Source organism: Nocardia sp. CA-290969, from assembly GCF_050936135.1.
Lineage (GTDB): Bacteria > Actinomycetota > Actinomycetes > Mycobacteriales > Mycobacteriaceae > Nocardia.
The window spans coordinates 6635404-6651202 of sequence record NZ_JBNJNJ010000001.1; the positions used below are offsets into that span (position 1 = coordinate 6635404).

18 protein-coding genes are annotated in these 15799 nt (G+C 67.0%); 10 read left to right on the plus strand and 8 right to left on the minus strand.

Features of this window, described 5'->3' with window-relative positions:
- Positions 1-17 precede the first annotated feature (17 nt).
- Both ACQEVO_RS30155 and pknB read left to right on the plus strand, forming a co-directional pair.
- A complete protein-coding gene (locus tag ACQEVO_RS30155) occupies positions 18-1514 on the plus strand; it encodes a serine/threonine-protein kinase (RefSeq protein WP_432919810.1) in 1497 nt (498 codons plus the stop codon).
- Positions 1511-3415 (plus strand): Stk1 family PASTA domain-containing Ser/Thr kinase, encoded by a 1905-nt coding sequence (pknB, locus tag ACQEVO_RS30160; protein WP_432919811.1) that lies wholly within the window; start codon positions 1511-1513, stop codon positions 3413-3415. Before ACQEVO_RS30155 ends, pknB begins: the two co-directional genes overlap by 4 nt.
- A gap of 188 nt (positions 3416-3603) precedes the next feature.
- Here pknB and ACQEVO_RS30165 read toward each other — a convergent pair whose 3' ends face one another.
- Positions 3604-4248: an aminodeoxychorismate/anthranilate synthase component II gene (locus ACQEVO_RS30165; RefSeq protein ID WP_432919812.1), complete on the minus strand. Its 645-nt coding sequence runs from the start codon at positions 4246-4248 to the stop codon at positions 3604-3606.
- Between the two features lie 135 nt (positions 4249-4383).
- Between ACQEVO_RS30165 and crgA the strand changes: the two genes are divergently transcribed.
- Both crgA and ACQEVO_RS30175 read left to right on the plus strand, forming a co-directional pair.
- Positions 4384-4650, plus strand: a complete 267-nt coding sequence (crgA, locus tag ACQEVO_RS30170) for a cell division protein CrgA (RefSeq protein ID WP_432919813.1) — start codon at positions 4384-4386, stop codon at positions 4648-4650.
- An 81-nt stretch (positions 4651-4731) separates the two neighbouring features.
- Entirely contained in the window at positions 4732-5193 is a 462-nt protein-coding gene (locus ACQEVO_RS30175) for a PH domain-containing protein (RefSeq protein WP_432919814.1), read from the plus strand.
- Positions 5194-5314: 121 nt separating this feature from the next.
- On the opposite strand, the gene ACQEVO_RS30180 is transcribed toward ACQEVO_RS30175, so the two are convergent.
- Complete coding sequence (locus tag ACQEVO_RS30180) at positions 5315-6166, minus strand: rhomboid family intramembrane serine protease (RefSeq protein WP_432923176.1); 852 nt, start codon at positions 6164-6166, stop codon at positions 5315-5317.
- Positions 6167-6387: 221 nt separating this feature from the next.
- Here ACQEVO_RS30180 and ACQEVO_RS30185 point away from each other — a divergent pair, with 221 nt between their 5' ends.
- The gene (locus ACQEVO_RS30185; protein ID WP_432919815.1) at positions 6388-6597 is read left to right on the plus strand and encodes a hypothetical protein; all 210 of its coding nucleotides are present in this window, start codon (positions 6388-6390) and stop codon (positions 6595-6597) included.
- A gap of 4 nt (positions 6598-6601) precedes the next feature.
- Here the strand turns inward: ACQEVO_RS30185 and ACQEVO_RS30190 are convergent, their stop codons facing one another.
- Positions 6602-7396 (minus strand): ABC transporter permease, encoded by a 795-nt coding sequence (locus ACQEVO_RS30190; protein ID WP_432923179.1) that lies wholly within the window; start codon positions 7394-7396, stop codon positions 6602-6604.
- 59 nt (positions 7397-7455) lie between these two features.
- Positions 7456-8520 (minus strand): ATP-binding cassette domain-containing protein, encoded by a 1065-nt coding sequence (locus tag ACQEVO_RS30195; RefSeq protein WP_432919816.1) that lies wholly within the window; start codon positions 8518-8520, stop codon positions 7456-7458.
- A 773-nt stretch (positions 8521-9293) separates the two neighbouring features.
- On the opposite strand from ACQEVO_RS30195, the gene ACQEVO_RS30200 reads away from it, so the two are divergent.
- Together ACQEVO_RS30200 and ACQEVO_RS30205 are read left to right on the plus strand one after the other, a co-directional pair.
- A complete protein-coding gene (locus ACQEVO_RS30200) occupies positions 9294-10205 on the plus strand; it encodes an oxygenase MpaB family protein (RefSeq protein ID WP_432919817.1) in 912 nt (303 codons plus the stop codon).
- 99 nt (positions 10206-10304) lie between these two features.
- On the plus strand, positions 10305-10817 hold the full coding sequence (locus ACQEVO_RS30205) for a thioesterase family protein (RefSeq protein WP_432919818.1): 513 nt from the start codon (positions 10305-10307) through the stop codon (positions 10815-10817).
- Positions 10818-10825: 8 nt separating this feature from the next.
- Here ACQEVO_RS30205 and ACQEVO_RS30210 read toward each other — a convergent pair whose 3' ends face one another.
- The gene (locus ACQEVO_RS30210) at positions 10826-11116 is read right to left on the minus strand and encodes a cold-shock protein (protein ID WP_432919819.1); all 291 of its coding nucleotides are present in this window, start codon (positions 11114-11116) and stop codon (positions 10826-10828) included.
- A gap of 107 nt (positions 11117-11223) precedes the next feature.
- On the opposite strand from ACQEVO_RS30210, the gene ACQEVO_RS30215 reads away from it, so the two are divergent.
- Together ACQEVO_RS30215 and ACQEVO_RS30220 are read left to right on the plus strand one after the other, a co-directional pair.
- The gene (locus ACQEVO_RS30215) at positions 11224-11865 is read left to right on the plus strand and encodes a class I SAM-dependent methyltransferase (RefSeq protein WP_432919820.1); all 642 of its coding nucleotides are present in this window, start codon (positions 11224-11226) and stop codon (positions 11863-11865) included.
- A gap of 146 nt (positions 11866-12011) precedes the next feature.
- Positions 12012-12533 (plus strand): helix-turn-helix domain-containing protein, encoded by a 522-nt coding sequence (locus ACQEVO_RS30220; RefSeq protein WP_432919821.1) that lies wholly within the window; start codon positions 12012-12014, stop codon positions 12531-12533.
- 95 nt (positions 12534-12628) lie between these two features.
- Here ACQEVO_RS30220 and ACQEVO_RS30225 read toward each other — a convergent pair whose 3' ends face one another.
- The gene (locus ACQEVO_RS30225) at positions 12629-13510 is read right to left on the minus strand and encodes an NAD(P)-dependent oxidoreductase (protein ID WP_432919822.1); all 882 of its coding nucleotides are present in this window, start codon (positions 13508-13510) and stop codon (positions 12629-12631) included.
- A 139-nt stretch (positions 13511-13649) separates the two neighbouring features.
- Between ACQEVO_RS30225 and ACQEVO_RS30230 the strand changes: the two genes are divergently transcribed.
- Entirely contained in the window at positions 13650-14000 is a 351-nt protein-coding gene (locus ACQEVO_RS30230) for a winged helix-turn-helix transcriptional regulator (protein ID WP_432919823.1), read from the plus strand.
- Between the two features lie 305 nt (positions 14001-14305).
- On the opposite strand, the gene ACQEVO_RS30235 is transcribed toward ACQEVO_RS30230, so the two are convergent.
- Together ACQEVO_RS30235 and ACQEVO_RS30240 are read right to left on the minus strand one after the other, a co-directional pair.
- Positions 14306-14512: a hypothetical protein gene (locus ACQEVO_RS30235; RefSeq protein WP_432919824.1), complete on the minus strand. Its 207-nt coding sequence runs from the start codon at positions 14510-14512 to the stop codon at positions 14306-14308.
- Positions 14509-15789, minus strand: a complete 1281-nt coding sequence (locus tag ACQEVO_RS30240) for a helix-turn-helix domain-containing protein (protein ID WP_432919825.1) — start codon at positions 15787-15789, stop codon at positions 14509-14511. Before ACQEVO_RS30240 ends, ACQEVO_RS30235 begins: the two co-directional genes overlap by 4 nt.
- Between the last annotated feature and the right edge of the window lie 10 nt (positions 15790-15799).

The following is a 15799-nucleotide window of genomic DNA, read 5'->3' on the forward strand; positions in this document are numbered from 1 at the left end:
AATCTGCGGGGAACCCGATGCTGACAAACGGCGCGATGATCGCGGACCGCTACCGGCTGCAGCGCCTGATCGCCACCGGTGGGATGGGTCAGGTCTGGGAAGCCCTGGACACCCGGCTCGACCGCCGGGTGGCGGTGAAGGTACTCAAATCGGAGTTCTCGGCCGATCCGACCTTCCGCCACCGGTTCCGTACCGAGGCCAAGACCACCGCACAGCTCAACCACCCCGGTATCGCCGGTATCTACGACTACGGCGAAACCTACGACCCGCAGGGCGGTGAGACCGCCTACCTGGTGATGGAACTGGTGCAGGGCGAACCGCTCAACACCGTGCTGAACCGGCTCGGCCGGTTATCGGTCGTACAGGGCCTGGATCTGCTGGAACAGACCGGCCGCGCGCTGCAGGTCGCGCATCTGGCGGGTGTGGTGCACCGCGATGTGAAACCCGGAAATATCCTGGTCACACCCACCGGACAGGTGAAGATCACCGATTTCGGTATCGCGAAGGCGGTCGATGCCTCACCGGTCACCAAGACCGGGATGGTGATGGGCACGGCCCAGTACATCGCGCCCGAACAGGCGGTCGGTGAGGACGCCACGGCGGCCAGCGACGTCTATTCGCTCGGTGTGGTCGGCTACGAGGCGCTCGCCGGGCAACGGCCGTTCACCGGGGACGGTGCCCTGACCGTCGCGATGAAGCATGTGCGTGAGGTGCCGCCGCCCATGCCGGCGGATCTGCCCCCGAATGTGCGCGAACTCGTCGAAGTGACGCTGGCCAAAGATCCGACCCACCGCTACGCCGACGGCGGCGAATTCGCCGAGGCGGTGGCGGCCGTACGCTCCGGCCGGCGGCCGCCCCCGCCCCGTAATCTGGCCGCCGCCGGACCCACCAGCGTGATCGCGGCACCGCAGCCCGGCTACGACGACCCCGCAACCGTCCGCTACACCGCCCCGGCGGCCGGGATGACGGGCGCGACGACAGTGATGGACCATCACGGCGCGCACGAGGCCGATCCCGCCGATTACCGCGGCGGCGGCGGTGGCGGGCTCGGCAAGAACCAGAAGTGGATGATCGCGCTGGGTATCGGCGCGCTGCTGCTCGGTGGTGCCGTGCTCTGGCTGCTCTTCGGCGGCGATACCAACCCGGAGGGCACCACGCCGGGAGTCACCTCGACCGCCCCGACCACCCGGCAGCTACCGCCCCCGGTGACCACGACCTACGAGGTGACCGAACCTCCCGTGTGGACACCGACCGAGGAGAACACCCCGTCGCAGCCGCCGGCGACCACTACCACCACGCAACCGCCCGCGTCCACGACCACGACGCAGCCGCCGACCACGACGTCGGAGACCACCACGGCGCCGAGCACCACCGAATCGACGGCCAGCGAGGAGACGACCACCACCCGGCGCCTCCCCGTACCGGAGATCGAACTCCCCGAGTTCCCCGAGATCACTCGCGAAGACAGCAGCTCCCCCTTCGACCGGCCGAGCCACCATCAAGGACAGCCATGACGACGCCGAAGAATCTCTCCTCTCGCTACGAGCTGGGCGAGATCATCGGATTCGGCGGTATGTCCGAGGTGCACCGGGCCCGCGATCTCCGGCTCAACCGTGATGTCGCGATCAAGGTGCTGCGCGCCGATCTGGCCCGCGACCCCACGTTCTACCTGCGGTTCAAGCGCGAGGCACAGAATGCCGCGGCCCTGAACCATCCCGCGATCGTGGCGGTGTACGACACGGGTGAGGCCGAGGTCGACGGCGGTCCGCTGCCGTTCATCGTGATGGAGTACGTCGACGGCGACACTCTGCGCGATATCGTGCGCAACGAGGGCCCGCTGCCGCCGCGGCGGGCGATGGAAGTGATCGCCGACGTCTGCGCGGCGCTGGATTTCAGCCATAACGCCGGCATCGTGCACCGCGATATGAAGCCCGCCAACATCATGATCAACCGGGCCGGCGCGGTGAAGGTGATGGATTTCGGTATCGCGCGCGCGATCGCCGACGCCGCCAATCCGATGACGGCGACCGCCGCGGTGATCGGCACCGCCCAGTACCTCTCCCCCGAGCAGGCGCGCGGGGAAACCGTGGACGCCCGTTCGGACGTGTACTCGGTGGGCTGCGTCCTGTTCGAGATCCTCACCGGCGAGCCGCCGTTCACCGGCGATTCGCCGGTCGCCGTGGCCTACCAGCATGTTCGCGAGGACCCGCGGTTGCCCTCGCTCGTCTACGAAGGGGTGCCGCGCGAACTCGATTCGGTGGTGCTCGAGGCGATGGCCAAGAACCCCGCGAACCGCTATCAGAGCGCGGCGGAGATGCGCGCGGACCTGATCCGGGTGCTGGGCGGCCAGAAACCCGGCGCACCCATGGTGATGACCGACGAGGACCGCACCACCATGCTCGGTCCGGCCGCGCCGCCGTCGCGCGGCCAGCACCGGCTGGACGACGACGAGATCGACGATTACGACGACCGTCCCGGCGGCAATCGGCGGATGGCCTATATCGCCGCCGGGGTGGTCGCCGCGGTGGTGGTGGCCTTCGGGTTGTTCTGGATGCTGATCGGCCCGGGCGCCCGGCCCGATCAGGTGGCGGTTCCGGATCTGTCGAACCTCACGGCCAGTGAAGGCGAGCAGAAATTGGATGCACTCGGCTTCGATGTCGCCATCCAGGAGAAGCCCGACGGACGGATCACCGCCGGCCGGGTCATCTCGACCCAGCCGCTGGGTGGATCGCGGGCCGACGAGGGCAGCACGATCACGATGCAGGTTTCCACCGGACCCCAGCAGGTCCCGGTACCCCAGCTCACCGGTCTGAGCCAGCAGGAAGCCGCGCAGGAACTCAACCGGGTCGGGCTGCAGGTTCAGCCGGAGGCCAAACGCGGGCCGTCCAAGCCCGAGGAGAAGGACAAGGTCATCGCCCAGGAGCCCTCACCTGGTATCGAGATCGACGCGGGCAGCCAGGTGACGCTGACCATCGGCTCCGGGCCCGAGCAGATTTTCGTACCCGATGTGGTCGGTCAGTTGATCGACCGGGCCCAGCCGAATCTCGAGGGCGCCGGATTCAAAATCGAAATCCGCGAGGTCCAGTCCGCGCGACCGCGCGGCGAGGTGCTCTCCACCAGCCCGGCCGGCGGTTCGAACGCCGACAAGGGATCCACCATCACGGTGCAGGTCGCGCAGAGCGACCGGATCTCGATGCCGAATCTCGTCGGCCTCAGTGCCGCGGAAGTGGTCGATACGCTGCGGGAAAGCGGCTGGCAGGGCAGCGTGAACCAAGTCCGTCAGATCACTCAGATCACGCTGAACTCCGATCAGGCGGGCAAGGTGCTGAGCCAGCAGCCGTCGGCCGGAACCACGGTGCCGTCCTCGACCACGGTCACCGTGAACACCGGTGTCCTTCCACTCGGACCGCCCTGACGAATGCTGTCGTTCGGATACCGACCGGATCCAGGGCCGGCCGGTATCCGAATGACAACTGGTTCGAGGCGGACTTTCCCGCTGCCGCTACTTCGGGCTCGCGGCATTCGGCTCATGGGTGCGCAGAATCCGCCGACGAAGGCCGAGCCGGGTTGCTGCGTATCGGGCGACGGCGGGCGCGGAGCCCGTTACTGGACGGTGAGCCCGGCGACCTCGGCCTCGAGCATTTCGACCAGCCCCTCGGCCGGCCGCTCACCGCAGATTTCCAGCCAGTTCGCCAGCATCCGGTGACCACCCTGGGTCAACACGGATTCCGGATGGAACTGCACACCGTGAATCGGCAGTTCGTGGTGCCGCAGCGCCATGACGATGCCGCTCTCGGTGCGGCCGATGACGTCGAACCCGGCCGGCAGCGTGTTCTCCACCACGGTGAGCGAGTGGTATCGGGTCGCGGTGAACGGGTCGGGCAGCCCGGCCAGGACGCCCACCCCGATATGGAAGACCGAACTCGTCTTACCGTGCAGCAGTTCGGGGGCCCGGGTCACCGTCGCGCCGAAGGCCGCCCCGATCGCCTGATGGCCGAGGCAGACGCCGAGGAGCGGCGTGGACTGCTCCGCGCAGGAACGCACGAGGTCGATACTCTTGCCCGCACGCTCCGGAGTACCGGGCCCGGGGCTGATGAGAATCCCGTCGAAATCCCGGGCGACGGCATCGGTGTCGGTGAGTTCGGGATCGTCGTTGCGCCAGACGACCGCCTCGACGCCGAGCTGGCCCAGGTACTGGACCAGGTTGAACACGAAGCTGTCGTAATTGTCGACGACCAGAACTCGCATGCACAAAGAGTACGTGGCGCAACCGCCGGACACAGTCGCACCCATCGGGCGCCGGGCCGGGTACTGGGGCATCCCCCCTGATCACCTGGTGGGATAGCCTTGGAACACGACCTGCACGCTGAACACGAGGACATCATGCCCAAGTCGAAGGTCCGCAAGAAGACCGATTACACGATCAACCCCGCCAGCCGGACGCCGGTGAAGGTGAAGGCAGCGGGCCCGTCGCCCGTCTGGTACGTCGCCATCATGCTCGGCTTCATGCTGGCCGGGCTGGTGTGGCTGCTGGTCTATTACCTCGCGGCCGATCAGATCAGCTGGATGAGCGATCTCAACGCCTGGAACTTCCTCATCGGATTCGGGTTGATGGTGGTCGGCCTGATCATGACCATGCGCTGGCGCTGACCAGGGATTACACGGGTGTAATTAATGCACACCTGTGGATAAGCCTGTGGATAACTCTCGAAACGGATTGGGGAACCCCGCGTGCAGCCCGAGAGCACATCGCCACGCCTCGCCTGGACCACCCCGCTTCCCGCGCTGATCGCGGTCGCGATCGGCGGCGTGATCCTCGCCGTGGCCGCCGTGGTGACCGCCGAGACGGCCGGGAAACTGCTACTCGGGGTCGCGGCGCTGGCCATGCTGACCCTGGCCGCGCTGGGGGTCCGCCAGCGACCACGCCTGTCGGTGGTACCCGGCGCCCAACCATTGCTGGTCCTGCGTGGCCTCACCGGCGTCACCGAGTACACCCGCGATCAGATCCTGCGGGCGCGGGTGGTGGGCTATCGCCGGCTCGGCCGTAAATCACCCATGCTGGAAATCGATGTGGACCATCTGGGTACCGAGCGGCTGCTGATCTTCGGCCGGTGGGATCTGGGTACCAGCCCGGAAGAGGTCTACGAGACCCTGCGTTCCGAGCTGCGGCTGCACGGCGAATCGGCCCGCTGAGTCTGATCGTCGGGCTTCCCGAAGCCCGGGAAGCCATGTTTCACGTTAAACATCGGTGCTGTGGGGCGAACAGCCCGCCGCGGTTTCGCGCGGCCCGCATTCCACCCCTCCGGCCGGCGGTTCAGCGCAAGGACGCGGCCGCCACCCCGATCACCACCAGCGCCGCCACCGCCACGACCCCGAGTGCGATCACGCCCACCAGACGCGCCTGCTGCGGCGACCGCGCCCGCACCCATTCCGGCAGGAACAACACACCGAGCGTCGCCAGTGTGCCGGCGGCCAGCCCGCCGAGATGTCCCCACAGCGAGATACCGGGCAGCGAGAAGCTGATGAAAACATTGATGCCGATCAGGATCAGCATGCTGTTCGGGTTCTGCCGCAGCCGGACCAAGATCACCGTAATCGCACCGAACAACCCGTACACCGCACCCGACGCCCCGGCGGTCAGGTTCTCCTGGGCCAGCAGCATCACCGCGGCCGAGCCGCCGAGCAACGAGATGAGGTATACCGCCAGGTAGCGTGCGCGGCCGAGCACGATCTCGATATCCCGGCCGACGATATAGAGCGCCAGCATGTTCAGCAGCAGGTGGATCAGGCCGTAGTGCAGGAATCCGGAGCCGATCACCCGGAACCATTCGCCACCGGCGACCGCGGGCGGGAACATGACCCAGTCCACGAACAACGCCGACTCGACCTCATTGCCCATCAGGCTGCGGGCCTGCACGGAAGTCACCGCGTAGACCACGACATTGAGCGCGATCAGCGCATACGTGACGAACGGGGTGGCCTTGCGCGCAGCAACCGCACCCGAGACCTCCCGTACCTTCGGCATACTGCGCTGATCGGCGCGGACGCAGTCGACACAGTGCTGGCCGACCGAAGCCGGCCGCAGGCACTCCGGGCAGGCTGGGCGGCCACAGCGGGTACAGGCCAGGCCGGTGGGACGGTCGGTGTGCCGGACACACACCGGCATGGGCGGCGAGGGCTGCTGCGGGTTCACCGGCGGACCCGGCTCGAGGAGGGCTGAGGGCTCCGGCCGGGCGGCACCGGCCCGTTACCGCGTGTCGTACTCACCTGCCCATCGTGCCACGCGCGCACCGCCCGCGTGGCCCGGCCGACGGCCTACCGCAGCCGGCAGCATGCCCGCTGACCAGGCAGTCTGCGCTATCGGTCCGGCTGTGTCAGAGTTGAGCCATGAGCTCGAACCCACTGCGTCCCTCCGGCCGTTCGCGCTATCGGCTGCTCGCCGCCGCCGCGGTGGCGGCGGCCGGTGGCACCGCATGGCTGGTGCGCAGTAAACGCCCGCAACCTCCCGAGCCCGCGCCCGCGCCGCCGCGTATCGGTCAATCGCGTCAGGGTGCGGCGCCCGCCACGAACGGCGCCGCCGCACCCACCGAGAGCTGATCCGTCAGCGGCTGACCGTCTTGCGGTACTGCCGCAGCGCCAGCGGAACGAACACCGCCAGGATGATGACGACCCAGATGAGGGTTGTCGCGACCGGATGCTGCAGCGACCACGCGTCCGATACGTCGACCCCCGGTGCGGAGTTCCCGAAGAGGTTACGAGTCGCCTGGGTGAGCGCCGATACCGGATTCCATTCGGCGAAGATTTGCAGCGGGGTCGGCAGATCCTGCAGCGGGACGAAGGTGTTGGCCAGGAAGGTGAGCGGGAAGATCACCATGAAACTCGCGTTGTTGAACACCTCCGGGGTGTGCACCAGCAGCCCTACCACCGCCATGATCCACGAGATGGCGTAGGCGAACAGCAACAACAACGCGTAGGCCAGGACCGCGTCCAGTAGCGATCCGCGGATCCGCCAGCCCACCACCAAACCGGTGAGCGACATGACCACCAGGCTGACCACGTTGATCACCACATCGCTCACGGTGCGGCCGATCAGCACCGAGGACGGTGCCATCGGCAGCGACCGGAACCGGTCGATGATGCCCTTCTGCATATCTTCGGCGAGACTGAGCCCGGTGAAGGTGGATCCGAACACCACGGTCTGCACGAAAATGCCGGCGATGAGGAATTCCCGGTAGCCACCCTCGAGACCCGGAACCTTGATCGCGGTACCGAAAATATAGGCGAACAACAGCACGAACATGATCGGCGAGAGCGTGCTGAAGATCAGCACATCGGGCACTCGCTTGATCTTGATCACATTGCGCTTGGTGACGGTCAGGCTGTCGCTGACCACCATGGACAGCCGTTCGCGCAAGCCGAGCGATTCCTGGGGAACGCCGGCCGGTGCCACCGCGGTCATCTGCTCTTTCCTTCCATGACTTCGAGTTCACCGGCGTCCGGCGAGGTGTCCGGTGCACGGTCGGCAGTACCGGATCCGGTACCCAGATCGCGGTATTCGGCACCCTCGTCCGCTTGTTCCTGCGCCTCGTGCCCGGTGAGCGAGAGAAAGACATCGTCGAGCGAGGGGCGCCGTAATCCCACGTCGTGGATCCGCACGCCCTGTTCGGTCAGTCGCCCGATGGCATCCACCAGCGCCTCCGAGCCGTTGCTCACCGGCACCACGACCCGGCGCAGGCCCGGCTCGAGATGGATATCGCCGTCGGCCAGCGGACTCAGCGCCTGCTGTGCGACGACCAGGTTGTCGGCGTGGTCCACGGTCAGTTCGATGCGGTCACCGCCGACCATGCTCTTGAGTTCGTCGGCGGTCCCGCGGGCGATGACCCGGCCCCGGTCGATCACGGCGATGGCGTCGGCCAGGCGGTCGGCCTCCTCCATGTACTGGGTCGTGAGCAGCAGGGTGGTTCCGGCCGCGACCAGTTCCTCGATGACATCCCACAGATCCAGCCGGGCTCGTGGATCGAGGCCGGTGGTGGGCTCGTCGAGGAAGAGCACCGGCGGATTGGCCACCAAGGCGCCGGCCAGGTCCAACCGGCGGCGCATACCACCGGAGTAACCGCGCACCGGCCGGTCGGCCGCATCGCTGAGCCGGAACCGCTCCAGCAGTTCGCGGGCACGTTCTTTACTGCGCCGCGTACCCATGTGATAAAGCCGCCCGACCATTTCGAGGTTCTCGAAACCGGTGAGGTATTCGTCGACCGCCGCGTACTGTCCCGACGCACCGATCCGTGAACGCAACGCCCTCGGCTGTGCGAGCACGTCGATCCCGGCGACCGTCGCACGGCCGGCATCGGGAACCAGCAGGGTGGTGAGCACCCGGACGGTGGTGGTCTTACCGGCGCCGTTGGGTCCCAGCAGCGCCGTCACGGTGCCCTCGGGCACGGTGAGATCGAGCCCGTCCAGCGCGCGAACCCGCGGACCGTAATGTTTGACGAGACCCTCGGCGACTATTGCGTCGGGCATGTTTCTCCTGAATTCGGTGAGGTGCAGGGCAGGTGTATCGCCGGTGGCAACAGGGCCACCGACCGGCAGCGCATCCGGCAATCGGCCGTACTGTGCGCCAGTATTGTCGCGACCGCTGGTGTTTTCATCCGATTTATCCGGTTGCCTGCCCCCGGCGCAGCCCACACGCGAAAAAGGGCCGCACCCCGGCCCGGCTGTGCTCGGGGTAGCCGGTACGAGGTGCGACCGGTTCCGATCCTCGCGGGCGCGGGCGCCGCGGTCGTGCGTAGCGGACTACTCGAATCGGCGGCCCGCCGTACTCGAATGCGGGCCACATCACCACAATCGAGGCCGCGCCGGAGTTCACAACCGATGTACACAGCCGCATAGTGCCATCGACCTCCGACAGGTTCGGGCCGGCTGTTCTGCACCGTCGTCCCAGCTTGCGACGCGGTGCGGGCACGTTGTGATCCGGCCCGAAAAAAGTCGGAAACTACTGGGCCTCTTATGCGCGCAAACGCGGATCATCGCGTAGGATCGAACGCGTCGGCCCCTCCCCCCCGGGCCGACCTTACGCGGGCCTCGGCTAACTCCCCCCCTTCGCCGAGGCCCGCTCTCATGTCCGGGGTCGGTCGCGAATGACGCGCGTTCCTTTCCAGTCCGTCTGCCGTATGCCGTGCCCTGCACCTCCCCCATCGCAGGATCACCCCTCGCGGTCCACCACCCCGCAATGGTGAGAGAGATGGAGTATCATCGTCTCATCAGATCGATGCAGTAGATCAAGGGAGATCCGCATGACCGCGTCCGTCGACGTCGCAGCCATCGACACCCACGCGCCGGCCGAGCGCCGGCCGTTCGGTCCCGGCACCCGCACCTGGGAAGAAGTCGGGCTGATCACCTTTTCGCTGACCGCGGGCTCGGCCTTCCTCTTGCAGACCATGGAGCCGTCGATCTCGGCGGTGGTCGATGCCCACTCCACCTTCCGCACCGACCCCATCGGCCGGGCCCTGCGGAGCCTGTCCGCGGTGATGATGTGGACCTACGGCGGCGAGGAATCGCTCGGCGAAACCGACCGGCTGCGTAAGATGCACGCCACCCTCAACACCACCGACGCCACCGGGAAACGGCACACCGCCCTGTCCAGCGGCCCCTGGGCCTGGGTGCTGCACACGGGTACCTTCGCCTTCGCCGAGAACGCGAAGTACTTCGCGAAGCGGCCGCTGACCACGGCGGAGAAGGAAGACTACTACCGCGAAACGCTGCAGCTGATGCGGAACTTCTACGTACCGCCCAAGGAACTGCCGGCGACCTACACCGATTTCGAGAAGTTCTTCGCGGAGCAGGTGGAGAACCATCTCGAAGCCACCCAGACCGCGAAGGATTACCTGAAGGTCATCCGGACGATCGCGCCGCCCACCCAGCTCCCACGGGCCCTGCACCCGGTGTGGCGCGCACTGACCGGCCCGCTCGGCCGGATGCAGCACTTCGTGACCGTCGGCACCACCCCGGAGGTGGCGCGGCGCAAACTGGGACTCACCTGGACCGAATCCGATGAACGCAAACTGCGGATCCTGGGCTGGTTCATCGCCCGGCTGGTTCCGCTGCTGCCGGAACGGTTGCGCTATTTCCCTATCGCCTACGAGGCCCGCAAACTCGAACGCGACAAGGCCCGGCTGCGCAAGGTGATCGACACCCGGCCGCTCTGATCCGGCCCGGAACGGCCCTTGGAACGGCTCGCGTTCCGAGGGCCTTTTTCTGCGTCGATACACTGCGGGAAGAGCCGAGATCGATAGGAGAACCACCCCGTGACCAGCAGCACGACCACACTTCCCGACTATGAGCAGGTGGTCCGGCTGCCGCGCGAACTCGGCCCGATCGTCGTTCCCGAGAGCTTCCGGGACGAGAACGACCATATGAACATCCGGCACTACTTCGACCTGTGCGTCGAAGCCGCGGGAGGGGTTTTCGAACGGATCGGATTCACCGACGAATACCGCTCCGGCCGCGGCCACGGGGTCTTCACTGCCGAACACCACATCCGTTATCACGCCGAAACCCGGGTCGGCGAAGAGGTTTCGGTCTATGTACGCGGCGTGGCACGCTCCGACAAAGTGGCGCACGTGGTGGCAATGTTGATGAACGACACCACCCGCCGCCTCAGCGCCACACTCGAGATCACCGCGATCCATGTGGATCTGCGCACCCGTTCGGCGACGCCGTTCGCGGCCGATATCGCCGCCGCCATGGATCAGGAATTCGAATCCACCGAGGCGGACTGGCCCGTACCGGTCTGCGGCGCAATGGGAATACGCCGCTAACGCCCGAGTTACGGCAGGTCGGCTACAGGCCCCTGTTCCGGTTGGCCGGCCGGTACGGGGCGAACCGTGACCGCCTCATGGCCGCGCGGGCGTGCGGTACTGACGAACAGCACCGGCTGCCCAGCGTGCAGTGTCCGGTAACCGTCGGTTTCGATGCACCGGTACTCCACGAAGACCTGCTCGGTCCCGTCGTCGGGTTTGATGTAGCCGAACCCTTTCTCGGAGTCGAACCAGAAGACTCTCCCCCGTCTCCAATCCGATCGGTCGATCCCGGGTACGGCAGACTCCGAAGGGGTCATTACCAGGTCTTCTCCACTCGTGATATCAGGGTCGACAACCTCAAAAGTACGCCCGATGCCCATGGACGTCACGATCGGCTCCATCGGCACATCAGTACGGTGCACCTGTGGCAGAAGCATCCTTCCTCACCGATACCCGGTCCGGCTACGACACCATCGCGGCGGCATACACCGAAACCTTCGCCGGCGAACTCGACGCCAGCCCTTGGGAGCGCGCGATACTCTCCGCCTTCGCCGAAGTGGTCGGCCCTGGGGAGCCGGTTGCCGATATCGGCTGCGGCCCGGGCCGGGTGACCGGTTTTCTTGCCGAACGAGGTCTGGCGATACGCGGACTCGACCTGTCCCCGGTCATGGTCGAACTGGCCCGGCAGCGTCACCCGGATATCCGGTTCGATGTGGGTTCCATGACCGCGCTGGAGATCTCCGACGGCTCGCTGGCGGCGGTGGCCGCGTGGTACTCCCTGATCCATATTCCGCCCGCCGAACGCCCCGCGGTACTGGCCGAATTCCATCGCGTCCTGCGACCGGGCGGCCGGTTGCTGCTCGGGTTCCAAGCCGGTACCGAGACAAAGCATTACGACGAGGGGTTCGGGTTTCCGGTCTCGCTCGACTTCCATCGGATCGTCCCCGAGGAGGCGGCCGCAGTGGCGGAAGCCGCCGGCTTCGCCGTCGAGATGCGTTTCGTGCGGGCACCCGCCGGAACGGAAACGACCCCGCAGGCGGCCCTGCTGTTGCTGCGCTCGAGTTGATAGGGCGACAGTGCGGATATCGAAAAGATCGCAATCCCTATCATTTCGATGCGATCAAGATGAGCGGGGTCTGCCGCCACGCCCCTCGAATGGGCCCTATCATCACGATTCTTGACGCGATCATTTCGATAGACAACCCTGGTCCGGTGGTGATCAAGAAGAACCCGCTCGGCCCGACGGGTAACACTGTCCGGGAAAACATCCTGCGCTATCGCACCCGGCTGAACCTGGGCTATGCCGATCTCGCCCGAAGGCTCGAGGCCCTCGGACGTCCCATCCCGGTCTTGGGACTGTCGCGGATCGAGCGGGGCGAGCGCCGGGTCGACGTGGACGATCTGCTGGCGCTCGCGGTCGCGCTCGGGGTCTCGCCCACCAGTCTCCTGCTGCCGGACACTCCCGATTCGGACACCGCAGTCGGCGCCACCGGAATCGACGGCACCGCGGCGGATCTCCTCGGCTGGTTCCGGCTGCACACCCCCTCGGCCCATATCGGCAAACCGGCCGGGCAGCGATTCGTCCGCGACGCCATCCGGTTCATCGCCGATGCCCGCCCCCGCTGGGATATCGAAAGTCTCACCCTCGACAAGCTTCCCGGTGTCGGACATCAGGAGTACGCCGCCGAGATCGCCCAGAAGTCGCGGCGGACGGAGCCCGAAACCGGCCGCTGACCTTCGCCGCGGCCGGGTCGCTGCCGGCACCCGAAAGCAGTGCACCCGGCCGGCGCACAGCCGGGCGGTGCTGTGACCGCCGGGGCATCGCGGCTTCAGGAGGACGCCGGGGCCGCCATGAGCTCGAATATCGAAACCGGCCGCCCCGCTTCCGCACTGGCTGCACGCGCCCGCCGCCAGAATTCCTGCGCGACTCGGGACAGGGTGGCGTCCACCCCGGCTTCCTCGCTCGCATCGATGATGTGCTGCGCACCGGCATCCATCATCGCGAACGATGCGAGATCGCCCCAGCCACCTTTCTTCGCGGCCTCCGCGTACTCCGCCATGAAGAAGGGATACGCCTCGGCCGAACGCACGGCGTAGGGCAGGAAGCGGTCGATATCGTTGCCGGAGCGCGCGATCAGGGCCAGCGCCTGGTCGTAGGCGAGCATCCACGGATGGAAAACGATCAGCAACGCCTGGTAGAACACCTGGGCCAGACCGTCATCGGAACCCAGATACTCCTGCGGGCTCAGCGGCCGCAGCAATTCGGCGTGCGCGTCGAATACTTCCTGCGGTCCGCTGTAGAAGAGGTATGAGGCGGGGTGGGCGATATTGTCGCCGGCCGACATGAAGCCTCCGGAGAGGAACTCCGCACCGTGCGAGCGCACCCACGCCCCACCCCGGCGAGCGTTTTCCGGCGAGTCCGAGGAGAGATTGGCGATCACCTTCCCCCGCAGCTCACCGGTCGCCTGGCCGAGTACCTCGTACATCGCGGCGTAGTGCGTCAGGCTCAGCACGGTCACCTCGTTCGCCGCCAGCGCCTCGGCGACCGTCGCGGCCCGCTTCGCGCCCAATGCGACCATGGCGTCGGCCTTTTCCGGGCTGCGGTTCCAGACGGTGACCTCCGTACCGGCGGCCAGGAAAGCCCGTACCATCGCCTGCCCCATCGGGCCGAGCCCGATCACGCTGACCGACCGAATATTCTGCTGAGACATCGAATGCCCTCTTCCGATAGTGGTTCAGATGCTTGCCGGCTCCGGAACCGATACTGGTTCCCGCAGGTAGAGTGGGCAAGAACGTACGTTCGAGTGGGGCTGCTCACCCCGAGGTACGTAACGAGTTCAGGAGGACGCGGTGACCCAACCGAGTGACACGTATCACGATGTATGCGGTATGTCCCTGGCGATCGACGTCGTCGGCGGCAAATGGAAACTGCATCTGATGTGGGTGCTCGGTGCGAGTCCGCAGCGGTTCGGGCAGATCCGCCGGGCACTCACCGGGGTGAGCGAGAAAGTTCTCACCGAGAACCTGCGTCAACTCGAATCGGCCGGCATCATCCGCCGCGAGGTCTACCCCGAGGTGCCGCCCCGGGTCGAATACTCACTCACCCCACTCGGCGAAGACCTCGCCCGCGCCCTGCGCCCCCTGGAGGAATGGGGCGACCGCCACCGCGATCACCTGATGAGCTGCCCGCAGGCAGGGTGAGCACACCTAAACGCCGAACGCTCCCGACCCGTCGATGCGGGCCGAGAGCGTTCCGGAGTGGAGCCTAGGGGAATCGAACCCCTTGGGCTGGGCCTCTAACCAGCGAAAACACCGGTTACTCGGCTCGCATCCTGCGGTTTCTCGGGACTCGTCGGGTTTCGACGGGATCGGTCGGGACTCACAATAATGCACTTCGGGCACCGCGTGCCCGGCGTTCCCGCGGCTTCGGATCGCAGCGACCTGCGATCAAACAGCAAACGAGGCGCCCCGAGCTCTCGCTCCGAGCGCCTCGTGGCACTTCAGGATCAGCGTCCGCGGCGCGCCATATGCACGATCGACGCAGCCTCGCGGCCTGTCATCTGGAACTGTGCAACCAGGTCGCTCGGCACGATATCCGAATCGCCGACCAGTTCGACGAGCAGCTCGTCACGGGCGGCCGTCGCCGCCCTGACCTCTTCGCGCGCGGCTGCGAGCCGCTGTACGGCTGCGTCTATCCGGCTGTCCTCGCTCACACAAGAACCATATCGCGGGCAGTCAGCGCGGCGTCGAGCTCCCGCACCGGCGAACTGTTACCCCACGGGGTGAGCAGCTGGCGCCCCTGCATGATCGCCGTGGCCAGCCGTGGTGACCGGTTCCGGTCGGTCAAGTCCAGGGCGTCACTGACGGCGGCGGCGGCGCCGGCGATATCGCCGAGTTGCAGATACGCCCGTTCCAGCTCGAGCAGCATCATCGCCCGATCGCGGGTCCGCCGCGGGTCGATCATCGCGACCGCCGCGCGGGTCGCTTCCACCGCGCGGTCCGGTTCGCCGAGCAGCGACCAGCACCACCCGCGATAGGACTCGAGCAGCGCCGACGTCGCGAAGTAGGCGCGCGAGCGCTCGGGCCCGACTTCCTTCTCGGCGTGCGCGAGTTCGAGAGCTTTCTCGGCGGCGTTGAGGGCCGCGGCGCAGAATCGCCCCTGCCCGTCAGTGGCCGCGGCCTCGGCGACCCGCATTTCTACGTACGCGCGTAGGCGGTGGTCGCTGGACTGCGATACCGCGGCCCGTGCTGCGATCGCATCGTTGACAGCGTCGCGCGTGCGCCGGTCTGCGAGCGCCAGCTGTGACAGGTGGCAATGCATGTACGCGCGGATATCCGAGTCGTCGGCGTCGTGCGCCTTGTCTCGCGCGAGTCCGTACAACCGGTTCGCCGTCACGCGGTCGCCGACGTCCCATGCGAGGCACCCGGCGAACCCGATCATCTCGGCGTCGAGCGCGACCAGGTGCGGACGCAGTGCCGGCGCTGCCTCTTTCACCATGGCCTCGGTGAGTGCCTGCTGGGCGATCACCATGCCCTGCGCGGCCGGGCTGCCCATGGCGTCGTCGAGCAGCATCGCCTGATGAAGCGTCCCGCGGACCAGGTCGACGCCGTGCATATCGGGCCGGCCCGTTCCGGACATGAGCCACGAAATGCGCTCGGCGGCGTCGCCGCTCAGCCCCAGCGCGGCCAGCGCCGCGGCCCCTGCGGCACTGGACTTGAACAGGGTGCGTCGATTCACGTCGGTATCCTCCTCGCCTGCAATCCGATCACGGATCCGGCGATAGGCGCCGAGTACTTGTTCCGACGCCTCGGCGAGCAGGCCGTCGAGGACGTTCGCATTGAACCGCCCGACCGGTGACTCATGTTTCTCCCAGCGTCGGACCGAGCGCTCACGTACACCTACCAGGGCGGCGAATTCCGCCTGGTTCATCCGGAGGGCCAAGCGCAGCGCTTGAACCTCCGTGCCGGTCCAGACGCCGACGGTAGCCATCACGAACCCC